The organism is Demequina aurantiaca, assembly GCF_000975135.1.
Classification (GTDB): Bacteria; Actinomycetota; Actinomycetes; order Actinomycetales; family Demequinaceae; genus Demequina; species Demequina aurantiaca.
In genome coordinates this window covers 203,857-218,927 of sequence record NZ_BBRF01000003.1, presented here as the reverse complement: position 1 = coordinate 218,927, position 15,071 = coordinate 203,857, and the positions used below count along the sequence as shown (strand labels likewise).

Sequence of the window (15,071 nt, the reverse complement as noted above, 5' to 3'; positions counted from 1 at the left end):
TCGGGACATGCCTCAGACTCACTCATCCAGCCAGTCCCACGAGGACGACGTCCCCGACGCACCCGCTGCGCCCACGCAGGCCGCGAACACCGACGCGCTCGACGACCTGCTCGACGAGATCGACGGCTCGCTGCAGGTCAATGCTGAGCAGTTCGTGCGCTCCTTTGTGCAAAAGGGTGGCGAGTAGCCCCTCCGGGCTCCGCATCGGCCATGATCTCCACGGATATCCCCGCGCCCCTAGACGTTGACCCCGCCCGCAGAATCTTTGGGCTCGAGACAGAATTCGGCCTGCACCTCGACTCCGCGACGTCGCGCTCGGTCACGCCCGAGGAGGTAGCGGGTCATCTGTTCCACTCTGTGGTTCAGTGGGGCCGCTCGTCCAATGTGTTCCTGCCCAACGCATCGCGCCTGTACATCGACGTGGGCGCGCACCCCGAGTACGCGACCGCAGAATGCGACTCGCTGACAGACCTGATCGCGGCCGACAAGGCCGGCGAGCGCATCGTGCACAACCTCATTGCCGGGGGCGAGGAGCGCCTGCGAGCCGCGGGCATCGACGGCACCATTCACTTGTACAAGAACAACGTGGACTCGGCCGGCAACAGCTACGGCTGCCACGAGAACTACCTGGTTCGCCGGCGCTCGGACTTCAGGGCCTTCGCGTCGAATCTGCTGCCGTTTCTGATCTCGCGCCAAATCGTGACCGGCGCCGGCTGCATCACGCGCACACCCCAGGGCGCGCACTTCTCATTCTCGCCTCGCGCGGATCACATGTGGGAGGGGATGAGCTCGGCCACCACGCGCTCGCGTCCCATGATCAACACGCGCGACGAGCCACACGCCAACGCCGAGCTGTATCGCCGCATGCACATCATCGTGGGCGACTCCACGATGGCCGAGCCCACCGCGTTGTTGAAGGTGGGCGCGACCGACCTGGTGCTGCGCATTGTGGAGGCCCGCGCGGACTTCCCTCAGTTGGCACTCGCGCATGAGATGCAGGCGATTCGCGACATCGCCCACGACCTCACCGGTCAGGCCACGGTTGAACTCACCGACGGACGGCACCTGACAGCGGTACAACTCCAGCAGACGTATCTCGACGCGGTACGCGCGCATGTGGGCGGGATCATCACTCCCACCGCCGAGGTGGAATCCATCCTGGACTTGTGGCAGCGTGGGATCGACGCCGTGCGCACTCAGGACTTCACGCTGGTGGAGACCGAGTTGGACTGGGCCATCAAGCACCGAGTAGTCATGCGTTACCAGCGCAAGCTCAAGTGCGAACTGGACGACCCGCGCCTCGCGCGCCTGGAGATGGCGTTCCACGACATCTCGCCCGAGCGTGGCCTGTTCTACCGGTTGCAGAGCCAGGGTCTCGTACGGCGCATCATCACTGACGAGCAGATCGACGACGCCGTCACCAACGCCCCCGCGACCACGCGGGCGCGCCTGCGCGGATTGTTCGTGTCCGCGGCTCTGGCCGCCGGCCGCGACTTCACCGTGGACTGGGTGCACCTCAAGATCACTGGTAGCGACGGTCGTACCGTGCTCCTGAAGGATCCGTTCAGGAACGAGGACGAACGCGTAAACGTTCTGTTGGGGATGCTTGGTGCGCCCGCAGCGCCAGTAGAATAAACGCTTACCCCCCGGAAAGGACGCGCATGCGCCGCCTTGTTGCCTTGACCCTTGCCGCCTCACTGGCGCTCGTAGGGTGCTCGTCGACCTCCTCGGAGGATCCGTCGGCCACGGCATCGGCAACTGGGCAGATTGAGGCCATCGCCATCGGCTCGTCAGATTCGCTCGCGCCCACTCTGGACTTCGTCCCCGGACTCGCGTATCCCAAGCCCGAGTATCGCGTCGAGTGGGAGGGCGAGGGCGAACCGTTGCAGGAGGGCCAGCCGTTGCTGCTGGACATCTACGGTGAGTCGCTTCAGGACCACACGCAGCTGATCAACACGTACGACGGTCTGCCGCGCTCGTTCCTCCTCGCACCCGAGGTCGTGGGTGACGACCTCTACGAGGTTCTCAAGACTGTCAACGTCGGCGCGCGCATTTTGCAGGTCTCGCCCGCCGGCATTGACGACGAGGGCAAGCCTCCTGTCGCGATCGTGGTCGACGTCCTGCCCATCCGGGCGCAGGGAACCAATAGCGTCATCAACCCCGACATGCCCGCGGTCACGCTGAGCTCCACCGGAGAGCCGACCATCACTATTCCCGATGATGACCCCCCGGCCGACGTGACGTCGGCGGTTCTGATCCAGGGGACGGGCCCACAGATCACCTCTGGCTCGTTCGTCACGGTCAACTACGTGGGCGTGCACTGGGACGCGGGCAAGAACGAGGAGAAATCCTGGGAGTCTGGTGACATCTTCGAGACTTCGTGGCCGTCCGAGAACGCCCCGTTTGAGACCCAGATCGGCGTAGGCCAGGTCATCGCGGGCTGGGATCAGGCGCTCATCGACGTCGAGGCCGGATCACAAGTCGAGATTGTGGTGCCACCGGAGTCGGGCTACCCGGACATGGGTACGCTGGTCTTCGTTGTTGACGTGCTCGACGTGTGGAATCCGGGGAACTAATGGCTGTATCAATTCGCATCATTCCCTGCCTCGACGTCGACGCCGGTCGCGTAGTGAAGGGCGTCAATTTCGAGAACTTGCGCGATGCTGGCGACCCCGTCGAACTCGCCGCAACCTATGGCGCATCGGGCGCCGACGAACTCACCTTCCTCGACGTCACCGCATCCTCTGGATCCCGTGAGACCACGTACGACGTGGTGCGTCGCACCGCGGAACAGGTCTTCGTCCCACTGACGGTAGGCGGCGGCGTGCGTAGCCCCGATGACGTCGACAAGCTGCTGCGGGCCGGCGCGGACAAGGTAGGCGTTAATACCGCCGCCATCGCGAGGCCGGAACTCATCAGCGAGATTGCGCAGCGTTTCGGCAGCCAGGTATTGGTGCTGTCCGTCGACGCGCGCCGGGTCCAGGGCGATACCCGTACGGAGTCCGGCTACGAGGTCACCACTCACGGTGGACGGGTCGGCACCGGCATCGATGCCGTGCAGTGGGCCGAGCGCGTCGCGACGTTGGGCGCAGGAGAGATTCTGCTGAACTCGATGGATGCGGACGGCACCAACGACGGCTTCGACCTGCAGATGATTAAGGAGGTGCGCGACGTGGTGTCCGTGCCCCTGATTGCGTCCGGCGGTGCCGGCCGACCCGACGACTTTGTCGACGCCGTTCACGCGGGGGCCGACGCCGTACTCGCCGCGAGCGTGTTCCACTTTGGCCAGCTGACGATCGCCGAGGTCAAGGAACACATGCGCCGCGCCGGAATTGAGGTGCGGTGACCCGCGCCGCCGGGGACGCCGCCAAGGATTACGACCTTCACGGCTCATTTACCCGACGTGCGCTCGGTCTCCTCAAGCACGCCATCAAGACTGAGCCGTGGCGCTTCGGCACGGCTGTCGCGGCGGCCGCCGCGTTCAGCCTCTTGACGGTACTTTTCGGCACGCTGCTGGGCGAGATCACCGACGACGTGGTCATCCCGGGAATCGCCGGCGATCCCATCAAGGGCTCGTGGGGTGAGTTCTCGCAAGATCCCAAGGTGGCAATCCTGCTCGCCGGCGGCGCATTCCTCGCCATCGGCATCGTCAACGCCGTCCTTGTGGGCGTTCGCCGTGCGGTCCAGGGTGGCGCGGTCGCCGGCGTAGGCGCCCGTCACCGCAGGGTCATCGCCGATGCTCTGGCAGCGTTGCCGCTCGGCTGGCACCGCGCAAATCCCTCGGGCCGGTTGCTGTCCGCGATGTCGTCGGACTCCGAGACGGCGACCGACACCCTGCATCCCTTTGCGTTCACCCTCGGCTCGTTCGTGATGATGTTCGCCGCTGGGTACTCGATGTGGATCATGGACCCATGGCTCGCACTCACTGGGCTGGCCGTCGTCCCGGTGATTTTCCTCATCAACGTCGCGTACGAGCGCATCATCACCCCACGCTGGGACAAGGGCCAAAGCCTGCGTTCCGAGGTGTCGACGATCGCCCACGAGAGCTTCGAAGGCGGCACGGTGGTGAAGGCTCTGGGTGCCGAGGACATCGAGGCCAAGCGCTTCGCGGCCGCGGCCAATGCGCTGCGCGACGCCGACACCCGCGTGGGAAAGACATCGGCGTGGTTCGAGCCCATGATGGATGTGGTGGTGCCGCTGGGGTCCGTCGCGCTCATGATTGTGGGCGCCTACCGTGCGGAGGCGGGAGCCGTCAGCGTCGGCAACGTCGTCTCCGCCATTTACCTGGTGACGCTGCTCGCCGTGCCGATTCGCGGTCTCGGTTGGCTGCTGGGCCAGATGCCTCAGGCGCTCGTCGCCTTCCGTCGCGTGGGAGAGATCGCCAAGGCAGCAACGGAGGTTGACGAGCCCGGCACGGTGACCGTCGCATCGGCCGGAGCGGGACGCATGGTCTTTGACGGCACGGACATTGGTGCCGACGACGGCGATGGCAACCTCGCGGTGATCCTGCGAGACGTGTCGCTCACCCTCGAGCCGGGCACCATTACCGCGTTGGTCGGCGCGACGGGCTCTGGAAAGAGCACCGTTGCCCTCGCCGCCACGCGCCTCGCCCGACCTACTGAGGGCGAGATTCGGCTCGACGACACCGATCTGTCGACCATTGCTGCGCTGGGTGACCACGTCGCTTTAGTGCCACAGTCGGCGTTCGTCTTCTCAGGAACAGTGCGCGAGAACGTGACGTTGGGCGAGTCCTTCTCGGACGAGCAAGTGTGGGAAGCCCTCCGCCAAGCGAACGTCACCGATGTGATTGAAAAACTGGCACGTGAGGGCGTCGAACCTCTCGACGCAGTACTCGCCGAACGCGGCATGAACCTGTCGGGAGGCCAGCGCCAGCGACTCGCGCTCGCCCGTGCACTCGTGCGCGAGCCCCGCGTCCTGGTGCTCGACGACGCAACGTCGGCCGTCGACCCGCGCGTTGAACAGCAGATTCTGCGTGGACTGGGCGCGGACGGTCGCGGCCCCACGGTGCTGATCATCGCGTACCGACTTGCGTCCATCTTGCTCGCCGATCACGTGGTGCACGTCGAGGCTGGCAGGGTCGTGGATTCCGGGTCGCACTCCGACCTGATCGAGCGTGACGGAGGCTACCGTTCACTGGTGTTGGCATACGAGGAAGACTCGCAGCGCCAGGCCGCTCAGGACCGGGGGTACGTCGGATGACGGATTCGCCGCAGTCAGACATGCCTCAATCTTCATCGAAGCCCAAGCAGCGCAGACCCAAGATCGCCAAGGCGCCACGTCTAGCCTCGACCTTCAAGCAGGGGCTGTCGGTCAGCCCCGAGTTCCGCGTGGGCCTCGGAGTCACACTGGCATTGGCGACCATCGCCGCGATGGGTCGTGCCGCCGTACCCTTCCTGATGCAACGCATCACGGACGAGGGACTCCTGGCTGAGGGCGGGGTCGACACCACGCTGGTGGTCCGCTACGCCATCGCTGGTGCCGTGGTGTTAATCATCGGCTCCATTCTCGCGTGGCGCGTACGCACGCGCATGGTGACAGCTGCCGAGGCCGGACTCGCGACGTTGCGCGTGCGCGCCTTCAAGAAGGTCCACGAGCTGTCAGTTCTGACACAGAACGAGGAACAGCGCGGCCGCTACGTGTCGCGCGTGACCGGCGACGTAGAGACGATGCGAGACCTGATGCAGTGGACCGGCGCGGCCATGATCATCGCCGCGCTCGAATCCGTCGTGGTTTTCTGTGTGATGGTCGCCTACTCGTGGCAGTTGTCGCTAGTGGTGTTGCTGGCCTTCACCCCGATGGCGTTATCCCTGCTGTGGATCCAGCCCCGAGTTCGTCAGGCCTTCCAGTGGGTACGCGAACAGATGGGCGACCTGCTCGGCCGCACCTCGGAGCAGATCGTGGGCGTCTCCACCATTCGCTCCTACGGCGCCCAGCAGCGTATGCGTGACCAGTTGCACGGCGAGATTGACTCGATTTTGCGCTCCGAGCGTCGTGCCTCGCGGGTGGCCGCCTTCACGTTCTCCTCGACCGTGCTCGGGCAGTCGCTCGCGACGGGGCTCGCGCTCATCGTCGGGACCGGACTGGGACTGCGCGGCGACCTCAGTGTCGGCACCGTGGTGGCATACGCCTTCCTCGTCTACATGTTCTCCGGTCCGCTGATGTGGATCATCGAGATGCTCGCGGAGATGCAGCGCGCGATGGTGGGCTGGCGCCGCGTCCTCGAACTGGTCGATGCCGAGGTGACGGTGGCCGACCCCGGAGCGGACGGCACCGACATTCCGCATGGTCACGGGGAGCTCGATATCTCCGGGGTACGACTGACGTACCCCGGCGGTCCCGAGGTTCTCAAGGGCGTCGACTTGAACGTCCCGGCAGGCAAGCGCATCGCACTCGTCGGGCAGACCGGCTCGGGAAAGACGTCACTAGCCCGGCTCATGTCGCGCTTCTTCGACCCCACGGAGGGTGTCATTCGCGTGGGCGGCGTGGACGTGCGCGACGTGCCGATGGACTCGCTGCGGCGCTCGGTGGCCGTGGTGCCCCAGGAGGGCTTCCTCTTTGACGGCACCATTCGCTCCAACCTTGCCTATGCACGGCCCGATGCCACGGCCGAGGACCTCGAGCAACGCGCCTTGGCAGCCTTTGAGTCCCTGGGGCTGGAGGCCTGGCTCGCGACGCTTCCCCTGGGCATCGATACTCCAGTGGGTCCACGCGGCGAACTGATGTCGGCAGGGGAGCGCCAGTTCATCTCCATCGCCCGTGCGTATCTGCGTGACCCGGACCTGCTCATCCTCGACGAGGCCACCTCTGCGGTCGATCCCGCCACCGAGGTGCGCATCTCGCGCGCCCTCGAGGGTCTGATGCGGGGGCGCACTGCGGTCGTGATCGCACACCGGCTCTCGACGGCAGAGCGCGCCGACATCGTGGGCGTCATGGAGCACGGCGAACTGGTCGAGGTGGGCCCGCACCGGGAGCTCGTCAACGCTGGCGGCATCTACGCGGAGTTGTACGCCGCGTGGGTCTCGCAAACGCGTGACTGATTTCGCCCGGGACATGGAAAGATAAGCGCATGCCCTTGGACCCCAGCATCGCAACACGCCTCAAGCGCGACCCCGCCGGACTCGTCTGCGCCGTTGTGCAGCAGCACGACACCGGCGAGGTCCTGATGGTCGCCTGGATGAACGACGAGGCGCTCGCAGAGACACTGACTACCGGTCGCGCGGTCTACTGGAGCCGATCCCGTCAAGAACTGTGGCGCAAGGGCGACACGTCAGGTCACTCGCAGTGGGTCAAGTCGGCAGAGCTCGACTGTGACGGCGACGCGATCCTGTTGAAGGTGGACCAGCACGGGCCCGCGTGCCACACAGGTACCCGCACGTGCTTCGAGGCCGGCGGCGACCTTGGCGCCGTGGTGGGAGCACAGTCATGAGCGACGCACCCGCACCAGTGTCACTCGATTGGGGCCAGACCTGGCCGTCGTTGCCCGAGTTTGTCGACCTCGGTGCGACCCACCGCGTCGTCCCAGTGGCTCGCCGCATCCTCGCCGACGGGTTGACCCCCGTCGCCGTCTACCGCGCGCTCGCTCAGGCACGCGCCGGCACCTTTATTCTTGAGTCCGCCGAGCCCGACGGCTCGCGCGGACGGTTCTCCTTTGTGGGAGTGCGCTCGCGTGCGGCGCTCACCATTGACGGTGACGAGGCCCGGTGGACGGGCGATGTGCCCGTGGGCCTCGCCGACGGTGCGCCGTTGGCGAGCATTCAGCTCGCGCTCGACGAACTCAAGTCCGAGGCGATTCCAGGGCTGCCACCGCTGACCGGTGGACTCGTGGGCGTGATGGGCTGGGACATCGTCCGCCAGTGGGAGCCCACGCTTCCGCACAATGCGGTCAGTGATCTTGATGTGCCAGACGCGCTGCTGTGCCTCGCGACGGACATTGCCGCCATTGATCATTACGACGGCTCCGTCTGGCTGATCGCCAATGCAGTAAATGCCGACGCTCAGCAGAGTGGAATCGAGGCGGCGTACGACGCGGCCGTCGACCGACTGGACGCCATGCAGCTCGATCTGCAGGGTGCGCAGGCGGGAGAGTTGTCGGTGGTGGCGGAAGAGGACGTGGCGCCGCGCATCAACCGGCGGTCCGAGTCGTGGGACTACGAGAAGGCCGTCGAGGCCGCCAAGGACGCCATCCGCGAGGGCGAGGTGTTCCAGGTGGTGCCATCTCAGCGCTTCGATGTGGAGTGCAAGGCCTCGCCGCTTGACGTCTACCGCGTGCTACGCACCATCAATCCCAGCCCATACATGTACTACTTCGAGCTCGAGGACGCCCAGGGGCGTCAATTCGCCGTGGTTGGCGCCAGCCCGGAGTCGCTCGTGACCGTCCACAACCGTGCGGTCACCACCTTCCCGATCGCAGGGTCTCGTCCACGCGGCGGTACCCCCGAACAGGACAAGGCGCTTCAAGAGGAACTTCTCGCCGACCCCAAGGAAATCGCGGAGCACGTGATGCTGGTTGATCTCTCGCGCAACGACCTGGTCAAGGTGTGCGAGCCCACATCGGTCGAGGTCGTGGACTTCATGCAGGTGAACAAGTACAGCCACATCATGCACATCTGCTCGACTGTCGTGGGCAAACTCGAACCACAATACGGCCCGCTGGATGCGCTGACCGCGACGTTCCCTGCCGGCACGTTGTCGGGCGCACCCAAGCCGCGCGCGATTGCCCTCATCGACCAGTTCGAGCCAGCTCGCCGCGGCTACTACGGCGGCGCCGCCGGCTACTTCGACTTTGCCGGCAACATGGACCTCGCCATCGCGATTCGTACGGCGTTGATCAAGGACGGCGTCGCTCACGTGCAAGCAGGGGCTGGAGTTGTCGCAGACTCCGTCCCCGAGACGGAGGAGCAGGAGACGCAGCACAAGGCGGCAGCCATGGTGCGCGCCGTCAACCTCGCCTCCCGACTCAGGCCCGCCGGCCGCCGCTAGACTGTCCCGCAGAGAACCTAAGCCAAGGAGTACACATGTCGAGCATTCACCTCGAGCCGCAGGACCTTCCGGACGTCGCACCTCATAATCACGGCCGCACCATGGCCGCTTGGGTAACGAATGCGTCGATCGCGGTCGGGGCGCTACTCATGAGCATCGGCTTCGCAATCTCGTTTGCGCCCCTGCTGTGGGTCGGTGGAGCGATTGCCATCATCGGCTCCATCGCGGGTGGGGTATTGCGCGCGCTCGGCCACGGCCAGTCGCTAGGGTAGTTCCCGTACGCGGCAGTCGCGTGCAGCAGCCCTATCAGAGGAGATAGCGATGACCGCAGTACCCCCACCCCCTCCGCCCAACTCCGGCGTGCCGATGGGCACCCCTGGAGTAAACCCGGGCGAGGAGAAGAACTCACTCGGAATCTGGGCCTTGGTGCTCGGCATCGTGTCCCTGGTGTGCTGCGGACTACTGGCAGGTATCCCCGCGATCATCTTGGGAAAGAAGTCCAAGGAAGCTCAGGCACAGGGGCTAGCAACCAATGGCAACCTGGGACAGATCGGCTTCATCCTGGGCATCATCGGTGCGGTTCTCGGAACGATTTGGATCACCTTCGTCCTCGTCCTTAACGTCGCCGCGTTCAACTCCTAGTAGTTCTCCGGTGGCAGCCGTGGATTCACCGCAATTGGCCGCCGCGAGCAGGGTGCTGAAGCATCGGCTCGCGGGGCCCATTGCGGTGTCTTCCGTGCTGGCGGCAGGGGCCGTGTACACCGCGTTAGCGAACCCGTATCGGCAGGGATTCTTTCCCGATTGCCCGATCCTCGCCGTCACAGGACATTGGTGTCCCGGGTGCGGTGGCCTGCGCGCCACGCACGACCTGCTGCGCGGTGATTTTGCTGCCGCGATGGGCATGAATCCGGTTGTCGTGCTGGTGATCATCCCGCTGATCATCGCTGGGATGGCATGGTGGACGCTAGCGGCAGCCGGTGTCCGCGTCCCTCGGTTCAGATTGTCTACCGCAGCCGGGTGGGCTCTCCCAGCGTTCCTCGGCATCTTCTGGGTGCTGCGGAACATCCCGGCCCTTGAGCCTTGGCTAGCGCCCTAGCCTCCATTCTGTAGTGGACAAACGCGCATCGGCGCTGGTCCGCGGCAGATATCGCTACAGTATTGCCACGCGTTCTCGATGCGTACGCCACGCGTCAACCATGCCGTCAAGCATGGCGAGGACTGCACTACTGAGGAGATGATGTGTCCGCGATTCCACCACCCCCCAATGGCTCCTACCCGCCGCCCCCTGGCGGTCTTCCGCCGGGCAACGGGGGATATGGCGAGTATGGCGGCATGCAGCCCAACTTTGGGACGCCGCCAAACAACTACCTGGTGTGGGCAATACTGACGACCATTCTGTGCTGCCTTCCGTTTGGCATCGTGTCCATCATCAAGGCCGCGGAGGTCAATTCCAAGTGGGCGGGCGGTGACTTCGCAGGCGCGTACGCGTCCTCCGCCGCTGCGAAGAAGTGGGCGACAGTGTCCGCGATCGTTGGTGTTGTCGTCGGGGTCATCTACGTGGCGTCCGGCCTTGCCACGACCACGGGATCCTTCTCTCAGTTCTAGCCGTGCTCACCACGCTGACCGAACACCTCACCCACGTGGCGACGCGCGCCGCGCCCTACTGGCGTCCGGTGGCGGTTGGCGTGACTGCGCTAGGTGCGGTCGCGCTGGTGGCGACGGTCGACCCTCACGAAGCCGGTCACTACCCCACATGCCCGTCACTGTTCATCACCGGCTTCTGGTGCCCAGGGTGCGGGTCGCTGAGGGCGCTTCACAGCCTCGCGCACGGCGACCTCGTGGGGGCGCTTGGAATGAACATCCTGGTCGTGGTCGCGGTGCCCTATCTGTTGTGGCGTTGGGGAGGCTGGTTGGCGGCGACTCTAGGGCGACCCCCGCGCCGGCGGTTGGCACCCGCATGGGCGATCTGGCTCCTGCTCGGCGGCATCCTGGCATTCACCGTGGCCCGGAACATTCCGATGTTTGGCCCGCTACTCGCGCCCTGAGTGTGGAGCACGGTAGGACCTCTGGCAACGGTCATTTGCGCACGCTGACGCCGGTACGATGGTTGCCAGGGGAAGGGTGGATTCATGAACGTTCTTGACAGCATTGTCGCTGGCGTCAAGGAGGACTTAGCGGTTCGCCAAGAGCAGACGTCAATGGAGGCGCTGAAGGCTCGCGCTGCCCGGCTTCCGGGTGCGCTGGATGCACGCCAGATGCTCGCGCAGGAGGCCGTCGCGGTCATCGCGGAGGTAAAGCGGTCGAGCCCGTCAAAGGGTGATCTCGCGGACATCACTGACCCCGCGGCCCTCGCGACCGAGTACGAGGCTGGCGGCGCGTCAGTCATCTCCGTACTCACCGAGCAACGTCGCTTTGGCGGCTCGCTCGCGGACCTCGACGACGTACGTCGCAAGGTTGACATCCCCATTCTTCGCAAGGACTTCGTCGTCACCCCGTACCAGGTATGGGAGGCGCGCGCACATGGCGCCGACGTAGTACTCCTGATCGTCGCAGCTCTCGAGCAGATGGCTCTCGAGAGCCTGATCGAGCGCGTTCACTCGCTCGGCATGTGCGCGTTGGTCGAGGTACACGACGAACTCGAAGTCAAGCGTGCCACCGACGCGGGCGCCCGCGTGGTCGGGGTCAACGCCCGCAACTTGCGCACTCTCGAGGTGGACCGCGATACGTTCGCCCGCGTCGCACCCACCATCCCTGATGGCATCCTGCGCATCGCGGAGTCTGGCATTCGTGATTCCCATGACGTGGTCGAGTACGCACGCATGGGCGCCGATGCGGTGCTCGTCGGGGAAGCGCTCGTCAAGGACAACAACCCTCGTCAGGCAGTCGCGGAAATGGTTGCCGCGGGCTCGCACCCGGCACTACGAGCGGTGCGCCCGTGACCGAAGGACCGTCGGCAGCATCGTCGCTGCAGTCGGCGCCGGGACCGTTTTTTGGTGAGTTCGGTGGCCGGTTTGTGCCCGAGGCTCTCATTGCGGCGCTCGATGAACTCACTGACGTCTATGACAAGGCACGAGTCGACCCGTCGTTCGAGGCGGAACTGATCCGCCTGGCACGGGACTACACGGGCCGTCCCAGCATCGTCACCGAGGTGCCGCGATTTGCGCAGCACGCCGGCGGAGCGCGCATCTTTCTCAAGCGCGAAGACCTCAACCACACGGGTTCACACAAGATCAACAACGTGCTTGGCCAGGCGCTGCTCACCAAGCGCATCGGCAAGACGCGCGTGATCGCAGAAACCGGAGCCGGTCAGCACGGCGTCGCTACGGCCACAGCGGCGGCGCTCATGGATCTCGAGTGCGTGATCTATATGGGCGAGGAGGACACCGAGCGACAGGCGCTCAATGTCGCTCGCATGCGGCTGCTGGGCGCCGAGGTCGTTCCCGTCACGACAGGAACACGCACCCTGCGAGATGCAATCAACGAGGCATTCCGCGACTGGGTCGCGAACGTCGAGACCACCAATTACGTGTTTGGGACCGCTGCGGGCCCACACCCGTTCCCGGCCATGGTGCGCGACTTCCAGCGTGTGATCTCCGTCGAGGCTCGCGAGCAGATGCTTTCCCTGGGTGGCCTGCCGCACGCGGTTCTCGCGTGTGTAGGCGGCGGATCTAACGCGATCGGCTCGTTCGACGCGTTCCTCGATGACGCCAACGTGCGCCTCATCGGTTGCGAGGCTGCGGGCGACGGCGTGGAGACGGACCGTCACGCCGCCACGCTGACGGGTGGTCGTCCCGGCGTGCTGCACGGGTCACGTTCGTACATTTTGCAGGACAAGGAGGGCCAGACGATGCCCTCCCACTCCATCTCTGCCGGCCTCGACTACCCGGGCGTAGGCCCCGAGCATGCCTGGCTGGCAGACATCGGCCGTGCGGAGTACTGGCCGGTCACGGATGCTGACGCGATGGAGGCCTTCCGCCTGCTGAGCCGCACCGAGGGCATCCTGCCGGCCATCGAGTCCTCGCATGCGCTCGCCGGGGCGATCAAGCTTGGCAAGGAGCTCGGGTCCGAGGCCACGATTCTCGTGACGCTATCCGGCCGAGGTGACAAGGACGTCGAGCAGGCGGCTCGTTGGTTCGACATGCTCCCCAGCGAGGGCACCGCCGACGCAGCCGCAACAGGGGGAGTCGAGTGAGCGCATTGACGGACCGCCTAGACGCATGTCGCGCCGAGGGCCGCGCCGCACTCGTGGGTTACCTTCCCGTGGGCTATCCCGACGTGGACAGCTCCATCAGAGCCATGGTTGCCATGGTCGAGGCGGGGGCTGACATCGTGGAGATTGGTCCGCCGTACTCGGACCCCGTGCTTGACGGCTCGGTCATCCAGCTCGCCGTAGCGCACGCGCTCGAGCGCGGCGTGCGCATGGCCGACACCTTTAAGGCCGTGCGCGCGGTCGCTGACGCCGGGGCCGTCCCAGTGGTGATGTCCTACTTCAACCCGATGCTCCAGCACGGTCTCGACCAATTCGCCGCGGATGTGGTTGAGGCCGGTGGCGCCGGCGTCATCACGCCGGACCTCACGCCCGATGCCGGGGAGGACTGGGTTGCCGCGGCACGTGCCCACGACCTGGACACTATTTTTCTGGTGGCGCCGTCGACGACCCGCGAGCGCATGCACCTGACCGCCCAGGCGTCACGGGGCTTTGTGTACGCGACGCCACTGATGGGTGTCACCGGCGAACGCGCAGCCGTGGGAGGCGCCGGCGAGCGCGTCGTGAGCGAGGCGCGGGAGGCGGGCGCCGTGAATGTATGCGTGGGCGTCGGGGTCTCGACGGGCGCGCATGCCGCGCAGATCGCGGCCTACGCAGATGGCGTGATTGTGGGGACCGCGCTGGTGCGCTGCCTCGCCGACAACGACGACATAGAAGCCGGTCTCGACGCGCTCCGCCTCAAGGTGGCGGAACTTGCGGCCGGTGTGAGGGGCAACGCCTAATGCACGCGAGCATTCCTAGTCCGCCGCCGGAGTGGAGTTCGCTCTCACTCGGTCCGCTGACGGTACACATGTACGCGATCATGATCCTGATCGGCATCTTTGTTGCGTTGTGGTTGACCACACGCCGCTGGGTGGAGCGCGGGGGAGACCCCGACGCTGTGGGATCGATCGCCATCTGGGCTATTCCGTTCGGCATCATCGGTGGCCGCATTTACCACGTGATCTCCTCTCCGGCCGCGTACTTTGGCGAGGGTGGAAATCCGTGGAAGGCGTTCGAGATTTGGAATGGCGGCCTGGGCATCTGGGGTGCTGTGGCACTCGGCGCCCTCGGTGCCTACATCGGTGCCCGACGCGCGGGAGCTTCTTTCACGGCCTTCCTCGACGCAGCCGCGCCCGCGGTACTGATCGCGCAGGCCATCGGCCGCCTCGGCAACTATTTCAATCAGGAGCTCTTTGGCGCGCCCACGTCGCTGCCGTGGGGACTCGAGATTGACCCCGCATTTCGCCCCGAGGGCTACGAGCAGTTCGCCACCTTCCACCCCACGTTCCTGTATGAACTGCTGTGGAACCTCGCTGGCGCCGCGTTGATCATCTATCTGGACAAGAAGTGGGACCTGCGCGGTGGACGGGTGTTCTGGCTCTACGTGGTGGTGTACACCACCGGCCGCCTGTGGATCGAGAACGTGCGCATCGACGAGGCCGTCCACATTGCTGGCCTCCGCGTGAATGTATGGGTCTCGATCCTCGTGTTGCTCGGAGCCCTGATCGCATTCGTGATGTTGGGGCGCGCGCAAGCCCGACTATCCGAACGCGTTCCACGGTCTCAATTGGCGGCTCCACGAGTCACCACGCCCGATGAAGTTTCCGAGGGAACGCGTGGCGTCACCCCAGGTGACGGTCAGGTTGAGGACACGACGGAGCACTCGACGGCGGGGACAATTCCTGCCGGCGATGGTGACGAATTGGGTCAAAAGGGCGGGAGCGACTCCGACGGCAAAGAAGATAAGGCCTGACGGATTCCATTCCTTGCCCAACACACGGTAGTCTGTTTACCCGTGTGTAAGCCGGGTCGACGGCGCCCC

At 65.5% G+C, this 15,071-nt stretch carries 17 protein-coding genes; all 17 read left to right on the top strand.

The window, feature by feature from the left end; all coding sequences use genetic code 11:
- The first annotated feature begins 7 nt into the window (after positions 1 to 7).
- The 17 genes from AOP73_RS11350 (at position 8) to lgt (ending at position 15,002) form a co-directional block, all read left to right on the top strand.
- Positions 8 to 187: a ubiquitin-like protein Pup gene (locus tag AOP73_RS11350; RefSeq protein ID WP_061966058.1), complete on the top strand. Its 180-nt coding sequence runs from the start codon at positions 8 to 10 to the stop codon at positions 185 to 187.
- A gap of 23 nt (positions 188 to 210) precedes the next feature.
- Positions 211 to 1,635, top strand: a complete 1,425-nt coding sequence (gene pafA, locus AOP73_RS11345) for a Pup--protein ligase (protein ID WP_061966055.1) — start codon at positions 211 to 213, stop codon at positions 1,633 to 1,635.
- 26 nt (positions 1,636 to 1,661) lie between these two features.
- Complete coding sequence (locus tag AOP73_RS11340; RefSeq protein WP_061966053.1) at positions 1,662 to 2,576, top strand: FKBP-type peptidyl-prolyl cis-trans isomerase; 915 nt, start codon at positions 1,662 to 1,664, stop codon at positions 2,574 to 2,576.
- Complete coding sequence (hisF, locus tag AOP73_RS11335; RefSeq protein ID WP_061966051.1) at positions 2,576 to 3,346, top strand: imidazole glycerol phosphate synthase subunit HisF; 771 nt, start codon at positions 2,576 to 2,578, stop codon at positions 3,344 to 3,346. The genes AOP73_RS11340 and hisF overlap by 1 nt, the downstream gene beginning before the upstream one ends.
- Positions 3,343 to 5,220, top strand: a complete 1,878-nt coding sequence (locus tag AOP73_RS11330) for an ABC transporter ATP-binding protein (protein ID WP_061966049.1) — start codon at positions 3,343 to 3,345, stop codon at positions 5,218 to 5,220. The genes hisF and AOP73_RS11330 overlap by 4 nt, the downstream gene beginning before the upstream one ends.
- Before the next feature lie 20 nt (positions 5,221 to 5,240).
- Positions 5,241 to 7,058 (top strand): ABC transporter ATP-binding protein, encoded by a 1,818-nt coding sequence (locus tag AOP73_RS11325; protein WP_160295474.1) that lies wholly within the window; start codon positions 5,241 to 5,243, stop codon positions 7,056 to 7,058.
- 29 nt (positions 7,059 to 7,087) lie between these two features.
- Positions 7,088 to 7,447: a phosphoribosyl-AMP cyclohydrolase gene (hisI, locus tag AOP73_RS11320; RefSeq protein WP_061966045.1), complete on the top strand. Its 360-nt coding sequence runs from the start codon at positions 7,088 to 7,090 to the stop codon at positions 7,445 to 7,447.
- Complete coding sequence (locus tag AOP73_RS11315) at positions 7,444 to 9,000, top strand: anthranilate synthase component I (RefSeq protein WP_061966043.1); 1,557 nt, start codon at positions 7,444 to 7,446, stop codon at positions 8,998 to 9,000. The genes hisI and AOP73_RS11315 overlap by 4 nt, the downstream gene beginning before the upstream one ends.
- Before the next feature lie 35 nt (positions 9,001 to 9,035).
- A complete protein-coding gene (locus AOP73_RS11310) occupies positions 9,036 to 9,272 on the top strand; it encodes an HGxxPAAW family protein (protein WP_061966041.1) in 237 nt (78 codons plus the stop codon).
- Positions 9,273 to 9,321: 49 nt separating this feature from the next.
- Positions 9,322 to 9,642, top strand: coding sequence for a DUF4190 domain-containing protein (locus AOP73_RS11305; RefSeq protein WP_061966039.1), 321 nt, complete (start codon positions 9,322 to 9,324; stop codon positions 9,640 to 9,642).
- Positions 9,643 to 9,652: 10 nt separating this feature from the next.
- Entirely contained in the window at positions 9,653 to 10,096 is a 444-nt protein-coding gene (locus tag AOP73_RS11300; RefSeq protein WP_160295473.1) for a DUF2752 domain-containing protein, read from the top strand.
- A gap of 143 nt (positions 10,097 to 10,239) precedes the next feature.
- Positions 10,240 to 10,605, top strand: a complete 366-nt coding sequence (locus AOP73_RS11295) for a CD225/dispanin family protein (RefSeq protein WP_236683594.1) — start codon at positions 10,240 to 10,242, stop codon at positions 10,603 to 10,605.
- Positions 10,606 to 10,607: 2 nt separating this feature from the next.
- A complete protein-coding gene (locus tag AOP73_RS11290; RefSeq protein ID WP_201774518.1) occupies positions 10,608 to 11,045 on the top strand; it encodes a DUF2752 domain-containing protein in 438 nt (145 codons plus the stop codon).
- An 84-nt stretch (positions 11,046 to 11,129) separates the two neighbouring features.
- Complete coding sequence (trpC, locus tag AOP73_RS11285; protein ID WP_061966034.1) at positions 11,130 to 11,939, top strand: indole-3-glycerol phosphate synthase TrpC; 810 nt, start codon at positions 11,130 to 11,132, stop codon at positions 11,937 to 11,939.
- Positions 11,936 to 13,192: a tryptophan synthase subunit beta gene (trpB, locus tag AOP73_RS11280; RefSeq protein WP_061966032.1), complete on the top strand. Its 1,257-nt coding sequence runs from the start codon at positions 11,936 to 11,938 to the stop codon at positions 13,190 to 13,192. The genes trpC and trpB overlap by 4 nt, the downstream gene beginning before the upstream one ends.
- Positions 13,189 to 13,989, top strand: a complete 801-nt coding sequence (gene trpA, locus AOP73_RS11275) for a tryptophan synthase subunit alpha (RefSeq protein WP_061966030.1) — start codon at positions 13,189 to 13,191, stop codon at positions 13,987 to 13,989. The genes trpB and trpA overlap by 4 nt, the downstream gene beginning before the upstream one ends.
- On the top strand, positions 13,989 to 15,002 hold the full coding sequence (gene lgt / locus AOP73_RS11270) for a prolipoprotein diacylglyceryl transferase (protein WP_084626842.1): 1,014 nt from the start codon (positions 13,989 to 13,991) through the stop codon (positions 15,000 to 15,002). The genes trpA and lgt overlap by 1 nt, the downstream gene beginning before the upstream one ends.
- The last annotated feature ends 69 nt before the right edge of the window (positions 15,003 to 15,071 follow it).